This window comes from Pseudomonas schmalbachii (genome assembly GCF_017589465.1).
Lineage (GTDB): Bacteria > Pseudomonadota > Gammaproteobacteria > Pseudomonadales > Pseudomonadaceae > Pseudomonas > Pseudomonas schmalbachii.
This window is the reverse complement of the sequence record NZ_JAELYA010000006.1, coordinates 401,555-426,659: the sequence shown is the minus strand read 5'-3', so window position 1 is coordinate 426,659 and position 25,105 is coordinate 401,555. Positions and strand designations below refer to the sequence as shown.

Genomic DNA, 25,105 nt, shown 5'->3' with positions numbered 1-25,105 from the left:
GCAGTGAAACGACGCATCGCCGATGGTAGTGTGGGGTCTCCCCATGTGAGAGTAGGTCATCGTCAAGCACCTATCCCGAAACCCCTGGTCAGCAATGACCGGGGGTTTTGCTTTTGCGCGCGGGAAAAGCCGCGGTTGAGTGAAGTCCAGGAGTTGTGCGGGTATTGCTGACCAACAGCATTTCAATGCATAGGCAAGGATGGTCTGCCTATATATGATGCCTGCCTGATTGTTGCGAGGCATGAAATGCAAACCTTGCTGAAACTGCTTGGGGATGGTCGCTTCCATTCCGGGGAAGAACTTGGGCTGGTACTCGGTATCAGTCGGAGCGCAATCTGGAAGCGCTTGCAGAGTCTGGAGTCGGAGTTGGGAATCTCCATCCAGAGTGTACGTGGCAAGGGATATCGCCTGGCGGAGCCTTTGAACCTGATCGATCCGCAGGTTGTTGCTGCGCCCTGGCCGCTGGATGTGTTGTTTGCCGTTGATTCGACCAATGCCGAGGTCATGCGCCGCCTTGAGGCTGGAGCATCCACGCCCTTTGCTGTGCTAGCCGAGCGTCAGACTGCAGGTCGTGGTCGACGTGGTCGCCCATGGGTCAGCCCGTTTGGGGCCAATCTCTACTGCACGCTGGGTATATCGGTGCGGGGCGGCGCCAAGGAGCTGGAGGGGCTTAGCCTCGTTGTCGGCCTTGCGGTCGCGCGCGCCATCCAGTCGATGGGTGTCGATGGGGTCGGCTTGAAATGGCCTAACGACATTCTTCTGGGGGGCAGGAAGCTGGCGGGCATACTGCTCGAGTTGACCGGCGATCCTGCAGACCTGTGCTGGGTGGCCATAGGAATTGGCATCAATGTGAACATGCGGACGGCGGATTCAATCGACCAGCCCTGGACCTCGCTGTGCCAGGCGTCCGGTTCAATGGTCGATCGCAATCGCCTTCTGATCGAGCTCAACAAGGAACTGGACTGGCATTTGTCCCGCCATCGGGAAGAGGGTTTCTCGGCGAGTCGGGAGGAGTGGGAGTCGCTGCATATATGGCAGGGGCGGCAGGTGAGCCTGTCGACCGCGGCCAATACGGTTGTCGGGCGCGCCTTGGGTATAGATGAACAGGGTGCGCTGCGGCTGGAAGTCGATGGGGTGGAGCGCCGCTACAGCGGGGGTGAGCTGAGCCTGAGGTTGTCTGATGATACTTGAGTTGGATTGTGGCAATAGCTTGATCAAGTGGCGTGCGCTGCGCAAAGAAGGATCGGCATCGATTGCTGCCGGTATCGCCGAGTCCGATTCGGCGCTGCTCGAGCAGCTTGGGGCGCAAGGTATTAAGGCGCTGGCGTTCTGTCGTCTGGTGAGTGTGCGCAGCGAACAGGAAACACAGCATCTCATCGGCCTTCTGCAGCAGGCGTTTTCAGCTCCTGTGCGTCAGGCCGGGCCGGCCGAAGTGTTGGCTGGTGTCCGGAACGGCTATCGCGAATACCAGAGGCTCGGCCTCGATCGCTGGTTGGCACTGGTTGCAGGTTACAGGCTCGCCGGCGGCGGGTGCCTGGTGATCGACCTTGGTACTGCGGTGACGTCGGATCTGGTTGATGCGGATGGACATCACCTGGGGGGGTATATCTGCCCCGGGATGCCTCTTATGCGTAGTCAACTGCGCACCCATACGCGTCGTATCCGTTATGGGGATGCTGTCGCCCAGCAGGCCCTGCAGAACTTTCTTCCCGGCCGGGAGACAGCGGAGGCTGTCGAGCGTGGTTGCCTGTTGATGCTTCGTGGTTTCGTTCGCGAGCAGTACCTGCTGGCTTGCGAGTTGATCGGCAACGATTGCGCGGTATTCCTGACCGGCGGAGATGCGGAGCTGGTACGGGATGAGTTGCCGCACGCACAGGTAGTGCCCGACCTGGTCTTCGTCGGTTTGGCCCTGGCTTGTCCGCTCGAGTGAGTCCCGTTGATGCGTTGGTTCTTTCTGTTTTTGCTTGTTCTGAACGTCTTCTACTACATATGGCATCAGCAGCAGGCGCCATTGAGGGCCAAGGAGATCGCTCCCTTGAGTCTTTATCGTGGCGAGGAACAGAAAAATATTCGCCTGCTGAGCGAGTCGGCGGAGGTGCTGCGGCGTAGGCAGTTGCCGACTGCCAATGGTCGTGCGTCCGAGAGCGCTGCCTGTATCTACCTCGGCAGCTTTGCTGAGGAGCCTCGCGCCAGGCTGCTGGAGCAGAGGCTGCTCAGTCTGGATGTCCAGGCGAATATCCAGTCGCTGGATGTAAGGGCAGGGACTGACTATTGGGTCTATCTGCCGCCATTGGCTTCGCGGCAGGCCTCCCTGTTGCAGTTGAGGGAGTTGCAGGCGCGGAGGATCGATAGCTATGTGATTACCGAGGGCGATCTCGCGGATGGCATCTCGTTGGGGATCTTCCAGCGGCAGGATTCGGCGGAGGCTGTCGTGGAGCGATTGAGGGGGGCAGGCTATGACGCTCTCATTCGCGAGCTGCCGCGTGCAAGGCATGATTATTGGGTGCAGATTGCCCCTGAAAGCAGGCGCCTTGCTGACGATTCATTGCTGCTGCAACTGGGGAAAGACTTTCCTGATCTGCAAAAGCAAATAATGCCATGCAAAGGCATTGCAAACGTCGGTTCGCTTGAATAGAATGGCGCCCGCTTTGCAGGGGTGGCCCGAAAGGTAGAATCCTGCGAAGTTGCTGTCAAAACCTAAGTTAAGGTTTTTTAAGAGAAATCTCTTGACAGTAAGGAGGTAGGCTGTAAAATGCCGCCTCACTTGGAGGGGTTCCCGAGCGGCCAAAGGGATCAGACTGTAAATCTGACGTCTCAGACTTCGAAGGTTCGAATCCTTCCCCCTCCACCAGTTTCAAGCGTGAGCGTCAGGCTCCGCGGGTATAGTTCAGTGGTAGAACCTCAGCCTTCCAAGCTGATGATGCGGGTTCGATTCCCGCTACCCGCTCCAGACTTGTTGCTTATGTTTGCTCATGTAGCTCAGCTGGTAGAGCACACCCTTGGTAAGGGTGAGGTCAGCGGTTCAAATCCGCTCATGAGCTCCATCTTACAAGGGCAGATATGAAAATATCTGCCCTTGTTTTAATGGTGATACGGCTTTCTCAATTCCTAGTGGGAGACAGTCAAAATGGCAAAAGAAAAGTTTGAACGTAACAAGCCGCACGTCAACGTCGGTACCATCGGTCACGTTGACCACGGCAAGACCACTCTGACTGCTGCTCTGACCAAGGTCTGCTCCGAGACTTGGGGTGGCTCCGCTCGTGCTTTCGACCAGATCGACAACGCTCCGGAAGAGAAAGCTCGCGGTATCACCATCAACACTTCCCACGTTGAATACGATTCGGCCGTACGTCACTACGCCCACGTAGACTGCCCGGGCCACGCTGACTATGTGAAGAACATGATCACCGGTGCTGCGCAGATGGACGGCGCGATCCTGGTTTGCTCGGCTGCCGACGGCCCCATGCCGCAGACCCGTGAGCACATCCTGCTGTCCCGTCAGGTAGGCGTTCCTTACATCGTCGTGTTCCTGAACAAGGCCGACATGGTTGATGACGCCGAGCTGCTGGAACTGGTCGAGATGGAAGTTCGCGACCTGCTGAGCACCTACGACTTCCCGGGCGACGACACTCCGATCATCACCGGCTCCGCTCTGATGGCTCTGAACGGCCAGGACGACAACGAGATGGGCGTTTCCGCCGTGCGCAAGCTGGTAGAAACCCTGGACGCCTACATCCCCGAGCCGGTTCGTGCAATCGACCAGCCGTTCCTGATGCCGATCGAAGACGTGTTCTCGATCTCCGGTCGTGGCACCGTGGTAACCGGTCGTGTCGAGCGTGGCATCGTCAAGGTTCAGGAAGAAGTGGAAATCGTCGGCATCAAGGCGACCACCAAGACCACCTGCACCGGCGTTGAAATGTTCCGCAAGCTGCTCGACGAAGGTCGTGCTGGTGAGAACGTCGGCGTCCTGCTGCGTGGCACCAAGCGTGAAGACGTAGAGCGTGGCCAGGTTCTGGCCAAGCCGGGCACCATCAAGCCGCACACCAAGTTCGAGTGCGAAGTGTACGTGCTGTCCAAGGAAGAAGGTGGTCGTCACACCCCGTTCTTCAAGGGCTACCGTCCGCAGTTCTACTTCCGTACCACCGACGTGACCGGTAACTGCGAACTGCCGGAAGGCGTTGAGATGGTTATGCCGGGCGACAACGTGAAAATGGTTGTTACCCTGATCGCTCCGATCGCCATGGAAGAAGGTCTGCGCTTCGCGATTCGCGAAGGCGGCCGTACCGTTGGCGCCGGCGTGGTTGCTAAGATCGTCGAATAATCGGTTGATCTTCTCCCCTCAGGCCGGCATAATGGCCGGCCTGATTTTGCTTCAGGCCAGTAGCTCAATTGGCAGAGCGGCGGTCTCCAAAACCGCAGGTTGGGGGTTCGATTCCCTCCTGGCCTGCCAGATTTCTCAAGATCTGGCATTTCTTTAACGGGATTCCTAGCAGATGAATGCGAAGGCAGAAGCCGGCGAGTCGCGTTTCGACGCATTGAAGTGGCTCTTGGTCGCGATTCTGGTTGTAGTTGGAGTCGTTGCCAATCAGTACTACTCTGCGCAGCCCATCCTCTATCGCGTAATTGGTGTTCTGCTCCTGGCGATCGTGGCGGCGTTTGTTGCGCTGCAGACTGTCAAGGGTCGTGCGTTCTTTACTTTGGCTAAAGATGCGCGTGCCGAGATTCGCAAGGTTGTATGGCCGTCTCGTCAAGAGACAACTCAGACCACGATGATCGTGGTGGCCGTAGTGCTGGTGATGGCGCTGCTGCTTTGGGGGCTGGACTCCCTGCTGGGTTGGTTGGTTTCCATGATCGTAGGTTAAGGGTGTTCCGTGGCTAAGCGTTGGTACGTTGTGCATGCATACTCGGGTTACGAGAAGCATGTCATGCGCTCGCTGATCGAGCGGGTCAAGCTGGCCGGCATGGAAGGTGAATTCGGCGAGATTCTGGTTCCTACCGAAGAAGTCGTCGAAATGCGCAACGGTCAGAAGCGCAAGAGTGAACGCAAATTCTTCCCCGGCTATGTGCTGGTCCAGATGGAGATGAACGAGGGTACTTGGCACCTGGTCAAGGACACTCCTCGCGTCATGGGCTTCATCGGTGGGACTGCAGACAAGCCTGCGCCTATTACCGACAAAGAGGCCGAGGCGATTCTTCGTCGCGTAGCCGACAGCGGTGATAAGCCGAAACCGAAAACACTGTTCGAGCCGGGCGAGACTGTCCGGGTTATCGATGGTCCGTTTGCGGACTTCAATGGTGTTGTCGAAGAAGTTAACTACGAAAAGAGCCGGATTCAGGTCGCGGTGCTCATTTTCGGTCGCTCTACCCCGGTAGAGCTGGAGTTCAGCCAGGTCGAGAAAGTCTAACTGGCACAATGCGTCCCACACCCCGCAGCCATAGGCTGCGGGGTTTTGTCGTCACTGGGATAAACGCGAAAGCAACCGGGGAGCCCGCAGGGCGTTCGAACCCGTAATTGGAGTAGCAAATGGCTAAGAAAATCCAGGCTTATATCAAGCTGCAAGTGAAGGCCGGTCAGGCCAACCCGTCGCCGCCGGTTGGTCCGGCTCTGGGTCAGCACGGCGTGAACATCATGGAGTTCTGCAAGGCGTTCAACGCCAAGACCCAGGGCATGGAGCCCGGTCTGCCGACTCCGGTGATCATCACCGTCTACAGCGACCGCAGCTTTACCTTTGAGACCAAAAGCACCCCGGCCTCCGTGCTGCTGAAGAAAGCTGCTGGCATCACCAGCGGTTCCAGCCGTCCGAACAGCCAGAAAGTGGGCACCGTTACCCGTGCTCAGCTGGAAGAGATCGCCAAAACCAAGCAGGCCGATCTGACCGCAGCTGACCTGGATGCGGCCGTGCGTACCATCGCCGGCTCCGCGCGTAGCATGGGCCTCAACGTGGAGGGTGTGTAATGGCTAAGCTGACCAAGCGTCAAAAGGCTATCGCCGAGAAAGTAGAAGCTGGCAAGCAGTACGCTTTCGAAGATGCCGCCAAACTGTTGGCCGAGCTGTCGACCATCAAGTTCAAAGAGTCCGTTGATATCTCCATCAACCTGGGCGTCGATCCGCGTAAATCCGACCAGGTTGTACGTGGCGCCACCGTGCTGCCGAACGGCACCGGCAAGAGCGTTCGCGTAGCTGTCTTCACTCAGGGTCCGGGCGCTGAAGCTGCCCTGGCTGCTGGTGCAGACAAGGTTGGCATGGACGAACTGGCTGCCGAAATGAAAGCCGGCGACCTGAACTACGACGTGGTCATCGCTTCTCCGGACGCGATGCGTGTTGTCGGTCAACTGGGTCAGATCCTCGGCCCGCGCGGCCTGATGCCGAACCCGAAAGTTGGCACCGTTACCCCGGACGTAGCTACCGCTGTCAAGAACGCGAAAGCTGGTCAGGTGCGTTTCCGTACCGACAAGAACGGCATCATCCACGCTTCCGTAGGCAAGATCGATTTCGAGCCGGCCAAGCTGAAGCAGAACGTCGAAGCCCTGCTGGTGGACCTGAAGCGCCTGAAGCCTTCGTCCTCCAAAGGCATCTACGTTCAGCGCGTGACCCTGAGCACCACCATGGGTCCGGGCCTGCAGATCGATCAGGCTTCCCTGGAAGTTTGATGAATTAAGTCGTGCAGCGGGCCTGGCCCGTTGCACGCAGGTATTGGGGTCCCTGCCTGGCGGGGGCTATCCAAGACCGTAGGCGGCGCAAGCCTTAAACCACAAGCCTACGCAGATGGTGCTCCCGATTCGTTGACCGAATCAGACACCAAAACGCCGTCCGGCTCCGGCTGGACGAATCGGTAACATCCAGGAGTAAACCCGTGGCAATTAAACTCGAAGACAAGAAGGCCATCGTCGCTGAAGTCAACGAGGCTGCCAAAGCTGCCCTGTCCGCTGTCGTGGCTGATGCCCGTGGCGTGACCGTAGGCGCCATGACCGGACTCCGTAAAGAGGCCCGTGCTGCTGGTGTGTACGTGAAAGTCGTACGTAACACCCTGCTGCGCCGCGCCGTTGAAGGCACTCAGTTCGACGTGCTCAACGACGTGTTCAAAGGCCCGACCCTTATTGCGTTCTCCAACGAGCATCCGGGCGCTGCTGCCCGTATCTTCAAGGACTTCGCCAAGGGTCAGGACAAGTTCGAGATCAAGGCGGCCGCGTTCGAGGGTCAGTTCCTCGCAGCCAATCAGATCGACGTTCTGGCGACCCTGCCGACCTACGACGAAGCCGTAGCACAGCTGATGAGCGTTATCCAAGGCGCTACCAGCAAGCTGGCTCGTACTCTGGCGGCTGTTCGCGACCAGAAAGAAGCCGCCGCTGCCTAAGGCATCCGGTACGCTTTCAACCTTTTTTGTTTAATAGATGGCCGCTAGGTCGTCACCCAATACAGGAATTAGAGTCATGGCTCTGACCAACGAAGACATCATCAACGCCGTATCCGAAATGTCCGTCATGCAGATCGTTGAACTGATCAAGGCGATGGAAGAGAAGTTCGGCGTAACCGCAGCTGCCGCTGTTGCTGCTGGCCCGGCTGTTGCTGCTGCCGCTGCTGAAGAGCAGACCGAGTTCACCATCGTTCTGGCCGAAGCCGGCGAGAAGAAAGTGAACGTGATCAAGGTCGTTCGCGAACTGACCGGTCTGGGTCTGAAAGAAGCCAAGGCTGTCGTAGACGGCGCTCCGGGCGTGGTCAAGGAAGGCGTTTCGAAAGAAGAAGCCGAATCTGCCAAGAAAGCCCTGGAAGAAGCTGGCGCCAAAGTCGAGCTCAAGTAAGCGACGACTTTGCGTCTACAGCCCAAGCGGTAAGCGAAAGGCTGATGGCTGGTGGCTTTTGCCACCGGCCTTTTTCCGTTATGGGAATGTCGCCGCAGGCGCCATTTCCATAATGTGAAAACCCGCCCGAGGGCGGCGCAAACCGAGGGTTTGCACGATTTTTCGGCTGCTCCCGTGGGAGAGGCCAAACAAGCAGGTGACCAAGCTGGGGAACGCTGATGGCTTACTCATACACTGAGAAAAAACGTATCCGCAAGGACTTTAGCAAGTTGCCGGACGTCATGGATGTGCCGTATTTGCTGGCCATCCAGCTGGATTCCTATCGCGAATTCCTGCAGGCGGGCGCAAGCAAGGATCAGATCCGTGATATCGGTCTGCATGCGGCCTTCAAGTCCGTCTTCCCGATTATCAGCTATTCCGGCAATGCTGCCCTGGAATACGTCGGCTATCGCCTGGGCGAGCCGGCATTCGACGTGAAAGAGTGCGTGCTGCGCGGTGTGACCTTCGCCGTCCCGCTGCGTGTGAAAGTGCGCCTGATCATCTTCGACAAAGAATCGTCGAACAAAGCGATCAAGGACATCAAGGAACAGGAAGTCTACATGGGGGAAATCCCCCTGATGACCGAGAACGGTACCTTCATCATCAACGGTACCGAGCGCGTCATCGTTTCCCAGCTGCACCGTTCCCCGGGCGTGTTCTTCGACCACGACCGCGGCAAGACCCACAGCTCCGGCAAGCTGCTGTACTCCGCGCGCATCATTCCCTACCGTGGTTCCTGGCTCGACTTCGAGTTCGATCCGAAGGACTGCGTGTTCGTCCGTATCGACCGTCGCCGCAAACTGCCGGCTTCCGTCCTGCTGCGCGCCCTGGGCTACGGCACCGAGGAAATCCTCAACGCGTTCTATGACACCAACCAGTTCCACATCAAGGGCGAGTCCCTGAGCCTGGAGCTGGTGCCTCAGCGTCTGCGCGGTGAAATCGCCAGCTTCGACATCAAGGATGCTGCCGGCAAGGTCATCGTCGAGCAGGGCCGTCGTATCACCGCTCGCCACATCAACCAGCTCGAGAAAGCCGGCATCAGCCAGCTGGAAGTGCCGTTCGACTACCTGATCGGCCGTACCGTGGCCAAGGCCATCGTGCACCCGGCTACCGGCGAGATCATCGCCGAATGCAACACCGAGCTGAGCGTGGATATCCTGGCGAAAGTCGCCAAGGCCCAGGTCGTACGTCTGGAAACCCTGTACACCAACGACATCGACTGCGGTCCGTTCATCTCCGACACCCTGAAGATCGACTCCACCGGCAATCAGCTGGAAGCACTGGTCGAGATCTACCGGATGATGCGTCCCGGCGAGCCGCCGACCAAGGAAGCCGCCGAGACCCTGTTCGGCAACCTGTTCTTCAGCGCCGAGCGTTACGATCTCTCCGCTGTCGGCCGGATGAAGTTCAACCGCCGTATCGGTCGTACCGAGATCGAAGGTCAGGGCGTGCTGAGCAAGGAAGATATCGTCGAGGTCCTGAAGACCCTCGTCGGCATCCGTAACGGCAAGGGCATCGTCGATGACATCGACCACCTCGGTAACCGTCGCGTACGTTGCGTCGGCGAAATGGCCGAGAACCAGTTCCGCGTTGGCCTGGTGCGCGTCGAGCGTGCGGTCAAGGAACGCCTGTCCATGGCCGAAAGCGAAGGCCTGATGCCGCAGGACCTGATCAACGCCAAGCCGGTGGCTGCCGCGATCAAGGAGTTCTTCGGTTCCAGCCAGCTGTCGCAGTTCATGGACCAGAACAACCCGCTCTCCGAGATCACCCACAAGCGCCGCGTTTCCGCACTCGGCCCGGGCGGTCTGACCCGTGAGCGCGCCGGCTTCGAGGTTCGTGACGTACACCCGACCCACTACGGTCGTGTCTGCCCGATCGAAACCCCTGAAGGCCCGAACATCGGTCTGATCAACTCCCTGGCGACCTACGCCCGCACCAACAAGTACGGCTTCCTCGAGAGCCCGTACCGTGTGGTCAAGGAAGGCCAGGTGACCGACGAGATCGTCTTCCTCTCCGCTATCGAAGAGGCCGATCACGTGATCGCTCAGGCGTCCGCGACCCTGAACGATAAAGGCCAGCTGATCGACGAACTGGTGGCAGTGCGTCACCTCAACGAATTCACCGTCAAGGCGCCGGAAGACGTGACCCTGATGGACGTTTCGCCGAAGCAGGTCGTTTCCGTCGCTGCCTCGCTGATTCCGTTCCTCGAGCACGACGACGCCAACCGTGCACTCATGGGCTCGAACATGCAGCGTCAGGCCGTGCCGACCCTGCGTGCCGACAAGCCTCTGGTCGGTACCGGCATGGAGCGCAACGTAGCGCGCGACTCCGGCGTCTGCGTGGTTGCCCGCCGCGGCGGTGTAATCGACTCGGTCGACGCCAGCCGTATCGTGGTGCGTGTGAACGACGACGAAGTCGAAACCGGTGAAGCCGGCGTCGACATCTACAACCTGACCAAGTACACCCGTTCGAACCAGAACACCTGCATCAACCAGCGTCCGCTGGTGCAGAAGGGTGACAAGGTATCGCGTAGCGACATCCTGGCCGACGGTCCGTCCACCGATATGGGTGAGCTGGCTCTGGGTCAGAACATGCGCGTAGCGTTCATGCCCTGGAACGGCTTCAACTTCGAAGACTCCATCTGCCTGTCCGAGCGCGTGGTCCAGGAAGATCGTTTCACCACGATCCACATCCAGGAGCTGACTTGCGTCGCACGTGACACCAAGCTCGGCCCAGAGGAAATCACCGCGGACATCCCGAACGTGGGTGAAGCTGCGCTGAACAAGCTGGACGAGGCGGGTATCGTCTACGTCGGCGCCGAAGTTCAGGCCGGCGACATCCTGGTCGGCAAGGTCACTCCGAAAGGCGAGACCCAGCTGACTCCGGAAGAGAAGCTGCTGCGCGCGATCTTCGGTGAGAAGGCGTCCGACGTGAAGGACACCTCCCTGCGCGTGCCGACCGGCACCAAGGGCACCGTCATCGACGTGCAGGTGTTCACTCGTGACGGCGTCGAGCGCGACTCCCGCGCCCTGGCCATCGAGAAGATGCAGCTGGACGAGATCCGCAAGGACCTCAACGAAGAGTTCCGCATCGTCGAAGGCGCCACCTTCGAGCGTCTGCGCTCCGCCCTGGTCGGCTCTGTCGCCGATGGCGGTCCGGCGCTGAAGAAAGGCACCGAGATCACCGACGAGTACCTCGACGGCCTCGAGCGCGGCCAGTGGTTCAAGCTGCGCATGGCTGAGGATGCTCTGAACGAACAGCTGGAAAAGGCCCAGGCCTACATCAGCGACCGTCGCCAACTGCTCGACGACAAGTTCGAAGACAAGAAGCGCAAGCTGCAGCAGGGCGATGACCTGGCTCCGGGCGTGCTGAAGATCGTCAAGGTCTACCTGGCGATCAAGCGTCGTATCCAGCCTGGCGACAAGATGGCCGGCCGTCACGGTAACAAGGGTGTGGTCTCGGTAATCATGCCGGTGGAAGACATGCCGCATGACGCCAACGGCACTCCGGTCGACATCGTACTGAACCCGCTGGGCGTACCGTCGCGTATGAACGTCGGTCAGATCCTCGAAACCCACCTGGGCCTCGCGGCCAAGGGGCTGGGCGAGAAGATCAACCGCATGCTCGAAGAGCAACGCAAGATCGCTGAGCTGCGCAAGTTCCTGCACGAGATCTACAACGAGATCGGCGGCCGCCAGGAGAACCTGGACGAGCTGAACGATAACGAGATTCTCGCGCTGGCGAACAACCTGCGTGGCGGCGTACCGATGGCGACTGCAGTGTTCGACGGTGCCAAAGAGGTTGAGATCAAGAAGATGCTCAAGCTCGCCGATCTGCCTGAGAGCGGCCAGATGCGCCTGTTCGACGGCCGTACTGGCAATCAGTTCGAGCGCACGACCACCGTTGGTTACATGTACATGCTGAAGCTGAACCACCTGGTCGATGACAAGATGCACGCACGTTCCACCGGTTCCTACAGCCTGGTTACCCAGCAGCCGCTGGGTGGTAAGGCGCAGTTCGGTGGCCAGCGCTTCGGGGAGATGGAGGTCTGGGCACTGGAAGCCTACGGCGCCGCCTACACCCTGCAGGAAATGCTGACCGTGAAGTCGGACGACGTGAACGGACGTACCAAGATGTACAAGAACATCGTGGACGGCGATCACCGCATGGAGGCCGGCATGCCCGAGTCCTTCAACGTGCTGATCAAAGAGATCCGCTCGCTCGGCATCGATATCGAACTGGAAACCGAATAACACGTGACGCTAGAACGGTGCGGCTGGTCAAGGCCGGTCGCACCGGGTCCGTGAGGAGGAAAGGCCTTGAAAGACTTGCTCAATCTGTTGAAAAACCAGGGTCAAATCGAAGAGTTCGATGCCATTCGTATTGGTCTGGCCTCGCCCGAGATGATTCGTTCCTGGTCGTTCGGCGAAGTTAAGAAGCCGGAGACCATCAACTACCGTACCTTCAAGCCGGAGCGCGATGGCCTGTTCTGCGCCAAGATCTTCGGCCCGGTGAAGGACTACGAGTGCCTGTGCGGTAAGTACAAGCGCCTGAAGCACCGTGGTGTGATCTGCGAGAAGTGCGGCGTCGAAGTCGCCCTGGCCAAGGTGCGCCGCGAGCGCATGGGCCACATCGAACTGGCTTCGCCGGTCGCCCACATCTGGTTCCTGAAGTCCCTGCCGTCCCGTATCGGCCTGCTGCTGGACATGACCCTGCGTGACATCGAGCGCGTGCTCTATTTCGAGAGCTACGTGGTGATCGATCCGGGCATGACCACTCTGGAAAAAGGCCAACTGCTGAACGACGAGCAGTACTTCGAAGCCCTCGAAGAGTTCGGTGACGACTTCGACGCGCGCATGGGCGCGGAAGCCGTTCGCGAGCTGCTCAACCAGATCGACCTGGAGCACGAGATCGGCCGCCTGCGCGAAGAGATTCCGCAGACCAACTCGGAAACCAAGATCAAGAAGCTGTCCAAACGCCTGAAGCTGATGGAAGCCTTCCAGGGCTCCGGCAACCATCCGGAGTGGATGGTGCTGACCGTCCTGCCGGTGCTGCCGCCGGACCTGCGCCCGCTGGTTCCGCTGGATGGCGGCCGCTTCGCGACTTCCGATCTGAACGATCTGTACCGTCGCGTGATCAACCGTAACAACCGTCTGAAGCGCCTGCTCGACCTGGCCGCTCCGGACATCATCGTGCGCAACGAAAAGCGCATGCTGCAGGAAGCCGTCGACGCCCTGCTCGACAACGGCCGCCGTGGTCGCGCCATCACTGGCTCGAACAAGCGCCCGCTGAAGTCGCTGGCCGACATGATCAAGGGTAAGCAAGGTCGCTTCCGTCAGAACCTGCTCGGCAAGCGCGTGGACTACTCCGGTCGTTCCGTGATCACCGTGGGCCCGACCCTGCGTCTGCACCAGTGCGGTCTGCCGAAGAAGATGGCCCTGGAGCTGTTCAAGCCGTTCATCTTCGGTAAGCTGGAAGGTCGTGGCATGGCCACCACCATCAAGGCTGCGAAGAAGATGGTCGAGCGCGAGCTGCCCGAGGTCTGGGACGTTCTCGCCGAAGTCATCCGCGAACATCCGGTCCTGCTGAACCGTGCGCCGACCCTGCACCGTCTGGGTATCCAGGCGTTCGAGCCGGTCCTCATCGAAGGCAAGGCGATCCAGCTGCACCCGCTGGTCTGCGCCGCGTACAACGCCGACTTCGACGGTGACCAGATGGCCGTGCACGTTCCGCTGACCCTCGAGGCCCAGCTGGAAGCGCGTGCGCTGATGATGTCCACCAACAACATCCTGTCGCCCGCCAACGGCGAGCCGATCATCGTTCCGTCGCAGGACGTGGTAATGGGTCTGTACTACATGACCCGTGAAGCGGTGAATGCGAAGGGCGAGGGCATGGCCTTTGCCGACCTGCAGGAAGTCGACCGCGCCTACCGTAGCGGCCAGGTGTCCCTGCACGCCCGCGTGAAAGTGCGGATCAACGAGAAGGTCAAGAACGAAGACGGCAGCCTGACTGCCAACACCCGCATCGTCGACACTACCGTCGGCCGTGCGCTGCTGTTCCAGGTCGTTCCGGCTGGTCTGCCGTACGACGTGGTCAACCAGTCGATGAAGAAAAAGGCGATCTCCAAGCTGATCAACCAGTGCTATCGCGTGGTTGGTCTGAAGGACACCGTCATCTTCGCCGACCAACTGATGTACACCGGTTTCGCCTACTCGACGATTTCCGGCGTATCCATCGGCGTGAACGACTTCGTCATCCCGGATGAGAAGGCGCGCATCATCAACGCCGCCACCGAGGAAGTGAAGGAGATCGAGAGCCAGTACGCCTCCGGCCTGGTAACCCAGGGCGAGAAGTACAACAAGGTGATCGACCTGTGGTCGAAGGCCAACGACGAAGTGTCCAAGGCGATGATGTCCAACCTCTCGAAAGAGAAGGTGACCGATCGCGAAGGCAAGGTAGTCGACCAGGAGTCCTTCAACTCCATGTACATGATGGCGGACTCCGGTGCGCGGGGTTCCGCGGCCCAGATCCGTCAGTTGGCCGGTATGCGTGGCCTGATGGCCAAGCCGGACGGCTCGATCATCGAGACGCCGATCACCGCGAACTTCCGTGAAGGCCTGAACGTACTCCAGTACTTCATCTCCACCCACGGTGCTCGTAAGGGTCTGGCGGATACCGCACTGAAGACCGCGAACTCCGGTTACCTGACCCGTCGTCTGGTCGACGTGGCGCAGGATCTGGTGGTTACCGAGATCGATTGCGGCACCGAGCATGGCCTGGTCATGTCTCCGCACATCGAAGGCGGCGACATCGTCGAGCCGCTGGGTGAGCGCGTCCTCGGCCGCGTGATCGCGCGTGACGTGTTCAAGCCGGGTGGCGACGACGTGATCGTTCCTGCCGGCACCCTGATCGACGAGAAGTGGGTCGACTTCCTCGAGCAGATGAGCGTCGACGAAGTCGTCGTTCGTTCGCCGATTACCTGCGAAACCCGTCATGGCATTTGCGCCATGTGCTACGGCCGCGATCTGGCCCGTGGTCACCGTGTGAACATCGGTGAAGCGGTCGGCGTCATCGCCGCCCAGTCCATCGGTGAGCCGGGTACCCAGCTGACCATGCGTACCTTCCACATCGGTGGTGCGGCCAGCCGGACCTCCGCTGCGGACAACGTGCAGGTCAAGAACGGCGGCACCATCCGCCTGCACAACCTGAAGCACGTCGAGCGTGCCGATGGCGCGCTGGTGGCGGTATCCCGTTCGGGCGAACTGGCGGTTGCCGACGACTTCGGTCGCGAGCGCGAGCGCTACAAGCTGCCGTACGGTGCGGTCATTTCGGTCAAGGAAGGCGACAAGGTCGATCCGGGCGCAATCGTCGTCAAGTGGGACCCGCACACCCACCCGATCGTTACCGAGATGGACGGTACCGTGGCCTTCGTGGGCATGGAAGAAGGCATCACCATCAAGCGCCAGACCGACGAACTCACCGGTCTGACCAATATCGAGGTGATGGATCCGAAGGATCGTCCGGCTGCCGGCAAGGACATTCGTCCGGCCGTGAAGCTGATCGACGCCGCTGGCAAGGATCTGCTGCTGCCGGGTACCGACGTGCCCGCACAGTACTTCCTGCCGGCGAACGCCCTGGTCAACCTCAACGATGGCGCGAAAGTGCGCATCGGTGACGTTATCGCGCGTATCCCGCAGGAAACTTCGAAGACCCGCGACATCACCGGTGGTCTGCCGCGCGTTGCCGACCTGTTCGAAGCTCGTCGTCCGAAAGAGCCTTCGATCCTGGCGGAAATCAGCGGCACCATCTCCTTCGGCAAGGAAACCAAGGGCAAGCGCCGCCTGGTCATCACTCCCACCGACGGTAGCGATCCGTACGAGGAGCTGATTCCGAAGTGGCGTCACCTGAACGTGTTCGAAGGTGAGCAGGTAAGCCGTGGCGAAGTGATCTCCGACGGTCCGAGCAACCCGCACGACATCCTGCGCCTGCTCGGCGTGAGCTCGCTGGCCAAGTACATCGTCAACGAGATTCAGGACGTGTACCGCCTGCAGGGCGTGAAGATCAACGACAAGCACATCGAGACCATCCTGCGTCAGATGCTGCGCAAGGTCGAAGTGGCCGAGTCGGGCGATTCCAGCTTCATCAAGGGCGATCAGGTCGAGCTGACCCATGTTCTGGAGGAGAACGAACAGCTGGGTACCGAGGACAAGTTCCCGGCCAAGTACGAGCGTGTACTGCTGGGTATCACCAAAGCCTCGCTGTCCACCGAGTCGTTCATCTCCGCAGCTTCCTTCCAGGAGACCACCCGCGTCCTCACCGAGGCGGCGGTCACCGGCAAGCGCGACTTCCTGCGCGGCCTGAAGGAAAACGTGGTGGTCGGTCGTCTGATTCCGGCCGGTACCGGTCTGGCCTACCACAGCGAGCGCAAGCGTCAGCGCGATCTCGGCAAACCGCAGCGCGTGAGCGCCAGCGAGGCCGAAGCCGCCCTGGCCGAAGCGCTCAACCTGAACGGTAACTAAGCCTTGTACAAAGCCCCGACTGTCTTGACAGTCGGGGCTTTGTCTTGACGGTTTACAGGAAGCTCTTTAGTATCTTGTACCCCGAAAATTGGCAGGGCGAACGCTCTGCCATTTCGTTTATGTGTCGTAAGACAATCAGTGGAGCTATAGATGGCAACTATCAACCAGCTGGTGCGCAAACCGCGCAAGCGTCTGGTCGACAAGAGCGGCGTTCCTGCCCTGCAGAACTGCCCTCAGCGTCGCGGCGTATGCACCCGCGTATACACCACCACCCCGAAAAAGCCGAACTCGGCACTGCGTAAAGTCTGCCGTGTTCGCCTGACCAATGGTTTCGAGGTTTCCTCGTACATCGGTGGTGAAGGTCACAACCTGCAAGAGCACAGCGTAGTGCTGATCCGCGGCGGTCGTGTAAAGGACCTCCCGGGTGTGCGTTACCACACCGTGCGCGGTTCGCTGGATACCTCCGGCGTTAAAGACCGTAAGCAGGGTCGTTCGAAGTACGGCGCGAAGCGTCCGAAGTAATTTTGTTTTCCTATTTGCTGAGTCGATAAGAGTAAGGTCGGGCTCAACCAAGACGGTTGCAGTCCCGGGCTAACCTGAAGACCGTTTGAGGGCTTATCAATGCCAAGACGTCGTGTAGCGGCCAAACGTGAAATTCTGGCTGATCCGAAATACGGAAGCCAGATTCTGGCCAAGTTTATGAACCACGTGATGGAAAGCGGCAAGAAAGCCGTTGCCGAGCGTATCGTTTACGGTGCTCTGGACAAGGTCAAAGAGCGCGGTAAAGGTGACCCCCTGGAACTCTTCGAAAAAGCACTCGACGCCATCGCTCCGCTGGTCGAAGTGAAGTCCCGCCGCGTAGGTGGTGCGACTTACCAGGTTCCGGTCGAAGTTCGCCCGTCCCGTCGTAATGCCCTGGCCATGCGTTGGCTGGTGGACTACGCCCGCAAGCGTGGCGAGAAGTCCATGGCTCTGCGCCTGGCTGGCGAGCTGCTGGATGCTGCTGAAGGCAAAGGCGCCGCCGTCAAGAAGCGTGAAGACGTGCACCGTATGGCCGAGGCCAACAAAGCGTTCTCGCACTACCGCTTCTAATTACGGCATCAACACTTTTGCGAGGGCTTTATGGCTCGTACTACAGCAATTAACCGCTATCGGAACATCGGTATCTGCGCCCACGTTGACGCGGGCAAGACCACCACTACCGAGCGGATCCTGTTCTACACAGGTCTCAGCCACAAGATGGGTGAGGTGCACGACGGCGCTGCTACCACCGACTGGATGGTGCAGGAGCAGGAGCGTGGTATCACCATCACTTCCGCTGCGATCACCACCTTCTGGGAAGGTTCGCGCGGCCAGTACGACAAGTACCGCGTAAACGTCATCGACACCCCCGGCCACGTAGACTTCACCATTGAAGTTGAGCGCTCCCTGCGCGTACTGGACGGTGCTGTCGTGGTGTTCTGCGGCACCTCCGGCGTTGAGCCGCAGTCCGAAACCGTATGGCGTCAGGCCAACAAGTACGGCGTTCCGCGTATCGTCTACGTGAACAAGATGGACCGCGCCGGCGCCAACTTCCTGCGCGTCGTCGGTCAGATCAAGAACCGTCTGGGCCACACCCCGGTTCCGGTTCAGCTGGCCATCGGCGCAGAAGATGACTTCCAGGGTCAGGTCGACCTGCTGAAAATGAAGGCCATCTACTGGAACGAAGACGACAAGGGCACCTCCTACCGCGAGGAAGAAATTCCCGCTGAGCTGGTGGACCTGGCCAACGAGTGGCGCAACAACATGGTCGAGGCTGCTGCCGAGGCCAACGAAGAGCTGATGAACAAGTACCTGGAAGAGGGTGAGCTGTCGATCGAAGAGATCAAGGCCGGCCTGCGTCAGCGTACTATCGCCTGCGAAATCGTTCCGGCTGTCTGCGGTTCCTCCTTCAAGAACAAGGGTGTGCCCCTGGTTCTCGACGCCGTCATCGACTTCCTGCCTGCTCCGACCGAAATCCCGGCGATTCAGGGCGTTCATCCGGACAGCACCGATGACAACGAGATCCACGACGAGCGTCCTGCTGACGACAGTGCGCCGTTCTCCGCGCTGGCGTTCAAGATCGCTACCGACCCGTTCGTTGGTACTCTAACCTTCGTTCGCGTCTACTCGGGCGTTCTGGAGTCCGGTAACTCGGTTATCAACTCCGTGAAAGGCAAGAAAGAGCGCGTTGGTCGTATGGTGCAGATGCACGCCAACCAGCGTGACGAGATCAAGGAAGTGCGCGCTGGCGACATCGCTGCTCTGATCGGCATGAAGGACGTCACTACTGGTGACACCCTGTGCGACATCGAGAAGCCGATCATCCTCGAGCGCATGGACTTCCCGGAGCCGGTAATTTCGGTAGCTGTCGAGCCGAAGACCAAGGCTGACCAGGAGAAGATGGGTATCGCCCTCGGCAAGCTGGCCCAGGAAGACCCGTCGTTCCGCGTCAAGACCGACGAAGAGACTGGCCAGACCATCATCTCTGGCATGGGTGAGCTGCACCTGGACATCCTCGTCGACCGCATGAAGCGCGAGTTCGGCGTCGAGGCCAACATCGGCAAGCCGCAGGTTTCCTACCGCGAAACCATCTCCAAGGACAACGTCGAGATCGAAGGTAAGTTCGTTCGTCAGTCCGGTGGTCGTGGTCAGTTCGGTCACTGCTGGATTCGCTTCTCGACTCCGGATGTGGACGAGAAAGGCAACATCACCGAAGGTCTGGTGTTCACTAACGAAGTCGTGGGCGGTGTGGTTCCGAAGGAATACATCCCGGCGATCCAGAAGGGTATCGAAGAGCAGATGAAGAACGGCGTTGTCGCCGGCTATCCGCTCATCGGCCTGAAGGCCACCGTGTTCGATGGTTCCTACCATGACGTCGACTCCAACGAGATGGCGTTCAAGATCGCTGCCTCCATGGCGACCAAGCAACTGGCCCAGAAGGGCGGCGGTAAAGTGCTTGAGCCGATCATGAAGGTGGAGGTGGTGACTCCTGAGGACTACATGGGCGACGTGATGGGTGACCTGAACCGTCGTCGTGGTCTGATCCAGGGCATGGAAGACAGCGTTTCCGGCAAGGTCATCCGCGCGGAAGTACCGCTGGGTGAAATGTTTGGCTACGCTACCGATGTTCGCTCCATGTCGCAGGGTCGCGCTAGCTACTCCATGGAATTCTCCAAGTACGCCGAAGCTCCGTCGAACATCGTCGAAGCACTGGTTAAAAAACAAGCTTGATTCAGCCCTTTAAGTAAGAGGTTTACTGTCGTGGCTAAGGAAAAATTCGAACGTAACAAACCGCACGTCAACGTCGGCACCATCGGTCACGTTGACCACGGTAAAACCACTCTGACCGCTGCTCTGACCAAGGTCTGCTCCGAGACCTGGGGCGGCGCCGCTCGCGCTTTCGACCAGATCGACAACGCGCCGGAAGAGAAGGCTCGCGGTATCACCATCAACACCTCCCACGTTGAATACGATTCGGCCGTACGTCACTACGCCCACGTAGACTGCCCGGGCCACGCTGACTATGTGAAGAACATGATCACCGGTGCTGCGCAGATGGACGGCGCGATCCTGGTTTGCTCGGCTGCCGACGGCCCCATGCCGCAGACCCGTGAGCACATCCTGCTGTCCCGTCAGGTAGGCGTTCCTTACATCGTCGTGTTCCTGAACAAGGCCGACATGGTTGACGATGCCGAACTGCTGGAACTGGTCGAGATGGAAGTTCGCGACCTGCTGAGCACCTACGACTTCCCGGGCGACGACACTCCGATCATCACCGGTTCGGCTCTGATGGCTCTGAACGGCCAGGACGACAACGAGATGGGCGTTTCCGCCGTGCGCAAGCTGGTAGAAACCCTGGATGCCTACATCCCTGAGCCGGTTCGTGCAATCGACCAGCCGTTCCTGATGCCGATCGAAGACGTGTTCTCGATCTCCGGTCGTGGCACCGTGGTAACCGGCCGTGTCGAGCGTGGCATCGTCAAGGTTCAGGAAGAAGTGGAAATCGTCGGCATCAAGGCGACCACCAAGACTACCTGCACCGGCGTTGAAATGTTCCGCAAGCTGCTCGACGAAGGTCGTGCTGGTGAGAACGTCGGCGTCCTGCTGCGTGGCACCAAGCGTGAAGACGTAGAGCGTGGCCAGGTTCTGGCCAAGCCGGGCACCATCAAGCCGCACACCAAGTTCGAGTGCGAAGTGTACGTGCTGTCCAAGGAAGAAGGTGGTCGTCACACCCCGTTCTTCAAGGGCTACCGTCCGCAGTTCTACTTCCGTACCACCGACGTGACCGGTAACTGCGAACTGCCGGAAGGCGTTGAGATGGTAATGCCGGGTGATAACGTCAAGATGACCGTTACCCTGATCGCTCCGATCGCCATGGAAGAAGGTCTGCGCTTCGCGATTCGCGAAGGCGGCCGTACTGTTGGCGCCGGCGTGGTTGCCAAGATCGTCGAGTAATCGATCGATCCTGCGGTAAAGGAAAGGGGCCCTTCGGGGCCCCTTTTCGTTTGAGTTGATCAAATATTGACACCCCCTGGGGGCATCCGTACAATTGCGCCTCCTTTTAACGGGCGGAGTCCGCCCGTTGGGAATGGCAACTTGGAGTCTGAGGTCAAATGCAAAATCAACAAATCCGTATTCGGTTGAAGGCTTTTGACCATCGCCTGATCGACCAATCTACCCAGGAAATCGTGGAAACCGCGAAACGTACTGGGGCTCAGGTGCGTGGTCCGATTCCTCTGCCGACCCGTAAGGAACGTTACACCGTGCTGATTTCCCCGCACGTCAACAAGGATGCTCGCGACCAGTACGAAATTCGTACTCACAAGCGTGTACTCGACATCGTTCAGCCCACCGACAAAACCGTCGATGCGCTGATGAAGCTCGACCTTGCTGCTGGCGTCGAAGTACAGATCAGCCTCGGCTAATGCCTTCGGCATTAGTCGTGTAACGCTCTGAAATGGGCGGCCATAGCGGGTGAAAGCCCCGTACACTAAAGAGGTTCATAACATGACAATTGGTGTTGTCGGTCGTAAGTGTGGCATGACCCGCATTTTCACCGAAGATGGTGTCTCTATTCCGGTTACGGTCATCGAGGTCGAACCGAATCGCGTCACCCAGTTCAAAAGCGAAGAGTCCGATGGCTATCGTGCAGTCCAAGTGACTGTCGGCGAGCGTCGTGCCTCCCGCGTGACCAAGGCTCAAGCCGGTCACTTTGCCAAGGCGAATGTCGCCGCCGGTCGCGGCGTGTGGGAATTCCGTCTGGGCGAAGAGCAGTATGCCGCCGGTGATGCAATCACCGTCGACCTGTTCCAGGCTGGTCAGCTGGTAGACGTTACCGGCGAATCCAAGGGTAAAGGCTACGCCGGTACCATCAAGCGCTGGAACTTCCGTGGTCAAGACAATACCCACGGTAACTCCGTTTCCCACCGCGTCCCGGGTTCCATCGGCCAGTGCCAAACTCCTGGTCGAGTGTTCAAGGGCAAAAAAATGTCCGGTCATATGGGTGCTGAGCGCGTAACCGTTCAATCCCTTGAGATCGTGCGTGTCGATGCAGAGCGTAATCTGCTGCTGGTCAAAGGTGCCGTTCCTGGCGCTACCGGCGGTAACGTGCTTGTGCGTCCGGCAGCCAAGGCTCGCGGTTAAGAGGGGAAGCTGAGATGCAATTGAATGTAAATGGCGCTCAGGCTATCGAAGTCTCCGAGCGTACCTTTGGTAGCGAATTCAACGAGACTCTGGTTCACCAGGCAGTCGTCGCCTACATGGCCGGCGGTCGTCAGGGCACCAAGGCTCAGAAGACTCGTTCCGAAGTCTCCGGTGGTGGCAAGAAGCCGTGGCGTCAGAAGGGCACTGGTCGTGCTCGCGCTGGCACCATCCGCAGTCCCATCTGGCGTGGGGGCGGCACCACCTTCGCCGCCAAACCGCAGGATCACTCCCAGAAGCTCAACAAGAAGATGTATCGCGCTGCACTGCGTTCCATCCTCTCCGAGCTGGTTCGTCTGGAGCGTCTGGTTGTCGTTGCCGACTTCGCTGTCGATGCACCGAAAACCAAAGGTCTGGTCAGCAAGCTGGACACCCTGGGCCTGAAAGACGTGCTCATCGTCACCGATGGTGTCGACGAGAACCTGTATCTGGCTGCGCGCAATCTGGCGCACGTCGATGTACGTGACGTTCAAGGTTCCGACCCGGTCAGCCTGATCGCCTACGACAAGGTGCTGGTCACCGTGTCTGCCGTGAAGAAGTTCGAGGAGCTGCTGGGATGAACCAGGAACGCGTATTCAAAGTGCTGCTTGGTCCGCACATCTCCGAGAAAGCCACGGGTCTCGCGGACGGCAAGAGCCAATTCGTCTTCAAGGTTGCCACTGATGCAACCAAGCTGGAAATCAAGAAGGCCGTAGAAAGCCTGTTCGGCGTGAAAGTGCGTCGCGTCACCACCCTGAACGTTCAGGGCAAGACCAAACGCACCGCTCGCGGCCTGGGCAAGCGCAACGACTGGAAAAAAGCGTACATCGCTCTCCAGCCGGGCCAAGATCTCGATTTCGCAGCTGGCGCTGAGTAAAGGGGTGCATCATGGCAATCGTTAAATGCAAACCGACGTCCGCTGGTCGTCGCTTTGTCGTCAAAGTGGTGAATCAGGAGCTGCACAAAGGCGCTCCCTACGCACCGCTGGTCGAGAAAAAATCCAAGTCTGGCGGCCGTAACAACAACGGTCGTATCACCACTCGTCACATCGGTGGTGGTCACAAGCAGCACTACCGTCTGGTCGACTTCCGTCGCAACAAGGATGGCATCCCTGCCATCGTCGAGCGCGTGGAATACGATCCGAACCGTACTGCGCATATCGCTCTGCTGAAATATGCCGACGGCGAACGTCGCTACATCATCGCTCCGAAAGGCGTGGTGGCTGGCGATCAGCTGATCTCCGGTATTGGCGCTCCGATCAAGGCTGGCAACAGCATGCCGCTGCGCAACATCCCGGTAGGTAGCACCGTTCACGGTATCGAACTGAAGCCGGGTAAAGGCGCTCAGATCGCCCGCTCCGCTGGTGCTTCCGCTCAGCTGGTAGCTCGTGAAGGTGCGTACGTAACCGTGCGTCTGCGTTCCGGTGAAATGCGTAAAGTCCTGGCTGACTGCCGTGCGACCCTGGGCGAAGTCTCGAACTCCGAGCACAGCCTGCGTTCGCTGGGTAAAGCTGGTGCCAAGCGCTGGCGTGGCGTTCGCCCGACCGTTCGTGGTGTTGCCATGAACCCGGTCGACCACCCGCATGGTGGTGGTGAAGGTCGTACCTCTGCTGGTCGTCATCCGGTATCGCCGTGGGGTCTTCAGACGAAAGGTAAGAAGACTCGCGCGAACAAGCGTACCGATAACATGATCGTCCGTCGCCGCAAGTAAATAGAGGGATACGACAGTGCCGCGTTCTCTGAAAAAAGGTCCGTTTATCGATCTTCACCTGTTGAAGAAGGTCGAAGTGGCGGTGGAAAAGAACGATCGCAAACCGATCAAGACCTGGTCGCGCCGTTCGATGATTCTGCCGCATATGGTTGGTCTGACCATCGCTGTCCACAACGGCCGTCAACACGTGCCGGTTCTCGTCAACGAGGACATGGTTGGTCACAAACTCGGCGAGTTCGCTGCTACCCGCACTTATCGTGGGCACGCTGCGGACAAGAAAGCCAAGCGTTAAGGGGTAAGGAAGATGGAAGTAGCCGCTAAGCTGTCGGGCGCTCGTATCTCCGCCCAGAAAGCCCGCTTGGTCGCCGACCAGATCCGCGGGAAGAAGGTGGGCGAAGCGCTCAACCTCCTGGCTTTCAGCAGTAAGAAAGCCGCCGAGATCATGAAAAAAGTGCTGGAGTCGGCCGTTGCCAACGCTGAGCACAACGAAGGCGCCGATGTGGATGACCTGAAGGTCTCCACCGTCTTCGTCAACGAAGGTCGTTCGCTCAAGCGCATCATGCCGCGCGCCAAAGGCCGTGCTGATCGCATCGTGAAGCGGTCTTGCCATATCACGGTCAAGGTTGCGGACAAGTAACGGAGTCGATCAGATGGGTCAGAAAGTACATCCCAATGGCATTCGCCTGGGTATCGTCAAGGAGCACACCTCTGTTTGGTACGCGGATAAGCGCACTTATGCCGATTATCTGTTTGCCGACCTGAAGGTGCGTGAGTACCTCCAAGACAAACTAAAAAGCGCGTCCGTAAGCCGTATCGATATTCATCGTCCGGCTCAAACCGCACGCATCACCATCCACACCGCTCGTCCGGGTATCGTGATTGGCAAGAAAGGTGAGGATGTCGAGAAGCTGCGTCAGGACCTGACCAAGCAAATGGGTGTGCCTGTGCACATCAACATCGAAGAGATCCGCAAGCCGGAACTCGACGGTATGCTGGTTGCGCAGAGCGTAGCTCAGCAGCTGGAGCGTCGCGTTATGTTCCGTCGCGCCATGAAGCGCGCTGTACAGAACGCCATGCGCATTGGTGCCAAGGGCATCAAGATCCAGGTGAGTGGTCGTTTGGGCGGCGCTGAAATTGCTCGTACCGAATGGTATCGCGAAGGTCGTGTGCCTCTGCACACCCTGCGTGCCGATATCGACTATGCAACCTACGAAGCGCACACCACCTACGGTGTGATCGGTGTGAAGGTTTGGATCTTCAAGGGTGAGGTCATCGGTGGCCGCCAGGAAGAACTGAAACCGGTAGCGCCCGCTCCTCGTAAAAAAGCTGCTAAGTAA

24 protein-coding genes and 4 tRNA genes are annotated in these 25,105 nt (G+C 59.1%); all 28 read left to right on the top strand.

The features are described from left to right. The first annotated feature begins 246 nt into the window (after window positions 1–246). A complete protein-coding gene (gene birA / locus JFY56_RS17450) occupies window positions 247–1,191 on the top strand; it encodes a bifunctional biotin--[acetyl-CoA-carboxylase] ligase/biotin operon repressor BirA (RefSeq protein ID WP_208315203.1) in 945 nt (314 codons plus the stop codon). After that, window positions 1,181–1,930, top strand: a complete 750-nt coding sequence (locus JFY56_RS17445) for a pantothenate kinase (RefSeq protein ID WP_208315202.1) — start codon at window positions 1,181–1,183, stop codon at window positions 1,928–1,930. The genes birA and JFY56_RS17445 overlap by 11 nt, the downstream gene beginning before the upstream one ends. Window positions 1,931–1,939: 9 nt before the next feature. After that, on the top strand, window positions 1,940–2,635 hold the full coding sequence (locus JFY56_RS17440) for an SPOR domain-containing protein (protein WP_208315201.1): 696 nt from the start codon (window positions 1,940–1,942) through the stop codon (window positions 2,633–2,635). Window positions 2,636–2,766: 131 nt separating this feature from the next. Then, window positions 2,767–2,851, top strand: a tRNA-Tyr gene (locus JFY56_RS17435). 25 nt (window positions 2,852–2,876) lie between these two features. Then, window positions 2,877–2,950 (top strand) — tRNA-Gly (locus JFY56_RS17430). Between the two features lie 18 nt (window positions 2,951–2,968). Further along, window positions 2,969–3,044 (top strand) — tRNA-Thr (locus JFY56_RS17425). A gap of 83 nt (window positions 3,045–3,127) precedes the next feature. Then, window positions 3,128–4,321 (top strand): elongation factor Tu, encoded by a 1,194-nt coding sequence (gene tuf, locus JFY56_RS17420; protein ID WP_208315200.1) that lies wholly within the window; start codon window positions 3,128–3,130, stop codon window positions 4,319–4,321. A gap of 53 nt (window positions 4,322–4,374) precedes the next feature. Then, window positions 4,375–4,450 (top strand) — tRNA-Trp (locus JFY56_RS17415). 43 nt (window positions 4,451–4,493) lie between these two features. Next, window positions 4,494–4,862 carry a preprotein translocase subunit SecE gene (gene secE / locus JFY56_RS17410; RefSeq protein WP_208315199.1) on the top strand — a complete coding sequence of 123 codons (369 nt, stop codon included), beginning with the start codon at window positions 4,494–4,496 and terminating at the stop codon, window positions 4,860–4,862. A 9-nt stretch (window positions 4,863–4,871) separates the two neighbouring features. Further along, a complete protein-coding gene (nusG, locus tag JFY56_RS17405; RefSeq protein ID WP_084313399.1) occupies window positions 4,872–5,405 on the top strand; it encodes a transcription termination/antitermination protein NusG in 534 nt (177 codons plus the stop codon). A gap of 119 nt (window positions 5,406–5,524) precedes the next feature. Further along, complete coding sequence (rplK, locus tag JFY56_RS17400; protein WP_208315198.1) at window positions 5,525–5,956, top strand: 50S ribosomal protein L11; 432 nt, start codon at window positions 5,525–5,527, stop codon at window positions 5,954–5,956. Beyond that, window positions 5,956–6,651: a 50S ribosomal protein L1 gene (rplA, locus tag JFY56_RS17395; RefSeq protein ID WP_208315197.1), complete on the top strand. Its 696-nt coding sequence runs from the start codon at window positions 5,956–5,958 to the stop codon at window positions 6,649–6,651. The genes rplK and rplA overlap by 1 nt, the downstream gene beginning before the upstream one ends. A gap of 203 nt (window positions 6,652–6,854) precedes the next feature. Continuing rightward, on the top strand, window positions 6,855–7,355 hold the full coding sequence (rplJ, locus tag JFY56_RS17390; RefSeq protein WP_208315196.1) for a 50S ribosomal protein L10: 501 nt from the start codon (window positions 6,855–6,857) through the stop codon (window positions 7,353–7,355). A 76-nt stretch (window positions 7,356–7,431) separates the two neighbouring features. Further along, the gene (gene rplL / locus JFY56_RS17385; protein WP_208315195.1) at window positions 7,432–7,800 is read left to right on the top strand and encodes a 50S ribosomal protein L7/L12; all 369 of its coding nucleotides are present in this window, start codon (window positions 7,432–7,434) and stop codon (window positions 7,798–7,800) included. A gap of 218 nt (window positions 7,801–8,018) precedes the next feature. Next, window positions 8,019–12,092 (top strand): DNA-directed RNA polymerase subunit beta, encoded by a 4,074-nt coding sequence (gene rpoB, locus JFY56_RS17380; protein ID WP_208315194.1) that lies wholly within the window; start codon window positions 8,019–8,021, stop codon window positions 12,090–12,092. Window positions 12,093–12,158: 66 nt separating this feature from the next. After that, window positions 12,159–16,358, top strand: coding sequence for a DNA-directed RNA polymerase subunit beta' (gene rpoC, locus JFY56_RS17375; protein WP_208315193.1), 4,200 nt, complete (start codon window positions 12,159–12,161; stop codon window positions 16,356–16,358). 150 nt (window positions 16,359–16,508) lie between these two features. Then, window positions 16,509–16,880 carry a 30S ribosomal protein S12 gene (gene rpsL, locus JFY56_RS17370; protein ID WP_015475317.1) on the top strand — a complete coding sequence of 124 codons (372 nt, stop codon included), beginning with the start codon at window positions 16,509–16,511 and terminating at the stop codon, window positions 16,878–16,880. Window positions 16,881–16,979: 99 nt separating this feature from the next. After that, the gene (rpsG, locus tag JFY56_RS17365; RefSeq protein WP_074986512.1) at window positions 16,980–17,450 is read left to right on the top strand and encodes a 30S ribosomal protein S7; all 471 of its coding nucleotides are present in this window, start codon (window positions 16,980–16,982) and stop codon (window positions 17,448–17,450) included. Between the two features lie 30 nt (window positions 17,451–17,480). Continuing rightward, the gene (gene fusA / locus JFY56_RS17360; protein WP_208315192.1) at window positions 17,481–19,610 is read left to right on the top strand and encodes an elongation factor G; all 2,130 of its coding nucleotides are present in this window, start codon (window positions 17,481–17,483) and stop codon (window positions 19,608–19,610) included. Between the two features lie 30 nt (window positions 19,611–19,640). Then, window positions 19,641–20,834: an elongation factor Tu gene (gene tuf, locus JFY56_RS17355; protein WP_208315191.1), complete on the top strand. Its 1,194-nt coding sequence runs from the start codon at window positions 19,641–19,643 to the stop codon at window positions 20,832–20,834. A gap of 158 nt (window positions 20,835–20,992) precedes the next feature. Then, complete coding sequence (gene rpsJ / locus JFY56_RS17350; RefSeq protein WP_003243886.1) at window positions 20,993–21,304, top strand: 30S ribosomal protein S10; 312 nt, start codon at window positions 20,993–20,995, stop codon at window positions 21,302–21,304. A gap of 82 nt (window positions 21,305–21,386) precedes the next feature. Further along, window positions 21,387–22,022, top strand: a complete 636-nt coding sequence (gene rplC / locus JFY56_RS17345) for a 50S ribosomal protein L3 (protein WP_208315190.1) — start codon at window positions 21,387–21,389, stop codon at window positions 22,020–22,022. 14 nt (window positions 22,023–22,036) lie between these two features. Continuing rightward, a complete protein-coding gene (gene rplD, locus JFY56_RS17340; RefSeq protein ID WP_208315189.1) occupies window positions 22,037–22,639 on the top strand; it encodes a 50S ribosomal protein L4 in 603 nt (200 codons plus the stop codon). Then, the gene (gene rplW, locus JFY56_RS17335) at window positions 22,636–22,935 is read left to right on the top strand and encodes a 50S ribosomal protein L23 (RefSeq protein WP_208315188.1); all 300 of its coding nucleotides are present in this window, start codon (window positions 22,636–22,638) and stop codon (window positions 22,933–22,935) included. Before rplD ends, rplW begins: the two co-directional genes overlap by 4 nt. An 11-nt stretch (window positions 22,936–22,946) precedes the next feature. After that, window positions 22,947–23,768 carry a 50S ribosomal protein L2 gene (gene rplB / locus JFY56_RS17330; RefSeq protein ID WP_208315187.1) on the top strand — a complete coding sequence of 274 codons (822 nt, stop codon included), beginning with the start codon at window positions 22,947–22,949 and terminating at the stop codon, window positions 23,766–23,768. 16 nt (window positions 23,769–23,784) lie between these two features. Continuing rightward, window positions 23,785–24,060 carry a 30S ribosomal protein S19 gene (gene rpsS / locus JFY56_RS17325; RefSeq protein ID WP_003093734.1) on the top strand — a complete coding sequence of 92 codons (276 nt, stop codon included), beginning with the start codon at window positions 23,785–23,787 and terminating at the stop codon, window positions 24,058–24,060. Between the two features lie 12 nt (window positions 24,061–24,072). After that, the gene (rplV, locus tag JFY56_RS17320) at window positions 24,073–24,405 is read left to right on the top strand and encodes a 50S ribosomal protein L22 (RefSeq protein WP_003103908.1); all 333 of its coding nucleotides are present in this window, start codon (window positions 24,073–24,075) and stop codon (window positions 24,403–24,405) included. A 13-nt stretch (window positions 24,406–24,418) separates the two neighbouring features. Continuing rightward, a complete protein-coding gene (gene rpsC / locus JFY56_RS17315; protein ID WP_015475326.1) occupies window positions 24,419–25,105 on the top strand; it encodes a 30S ribosomal protein S3 in 687 nt (228 codons plus the stop codon).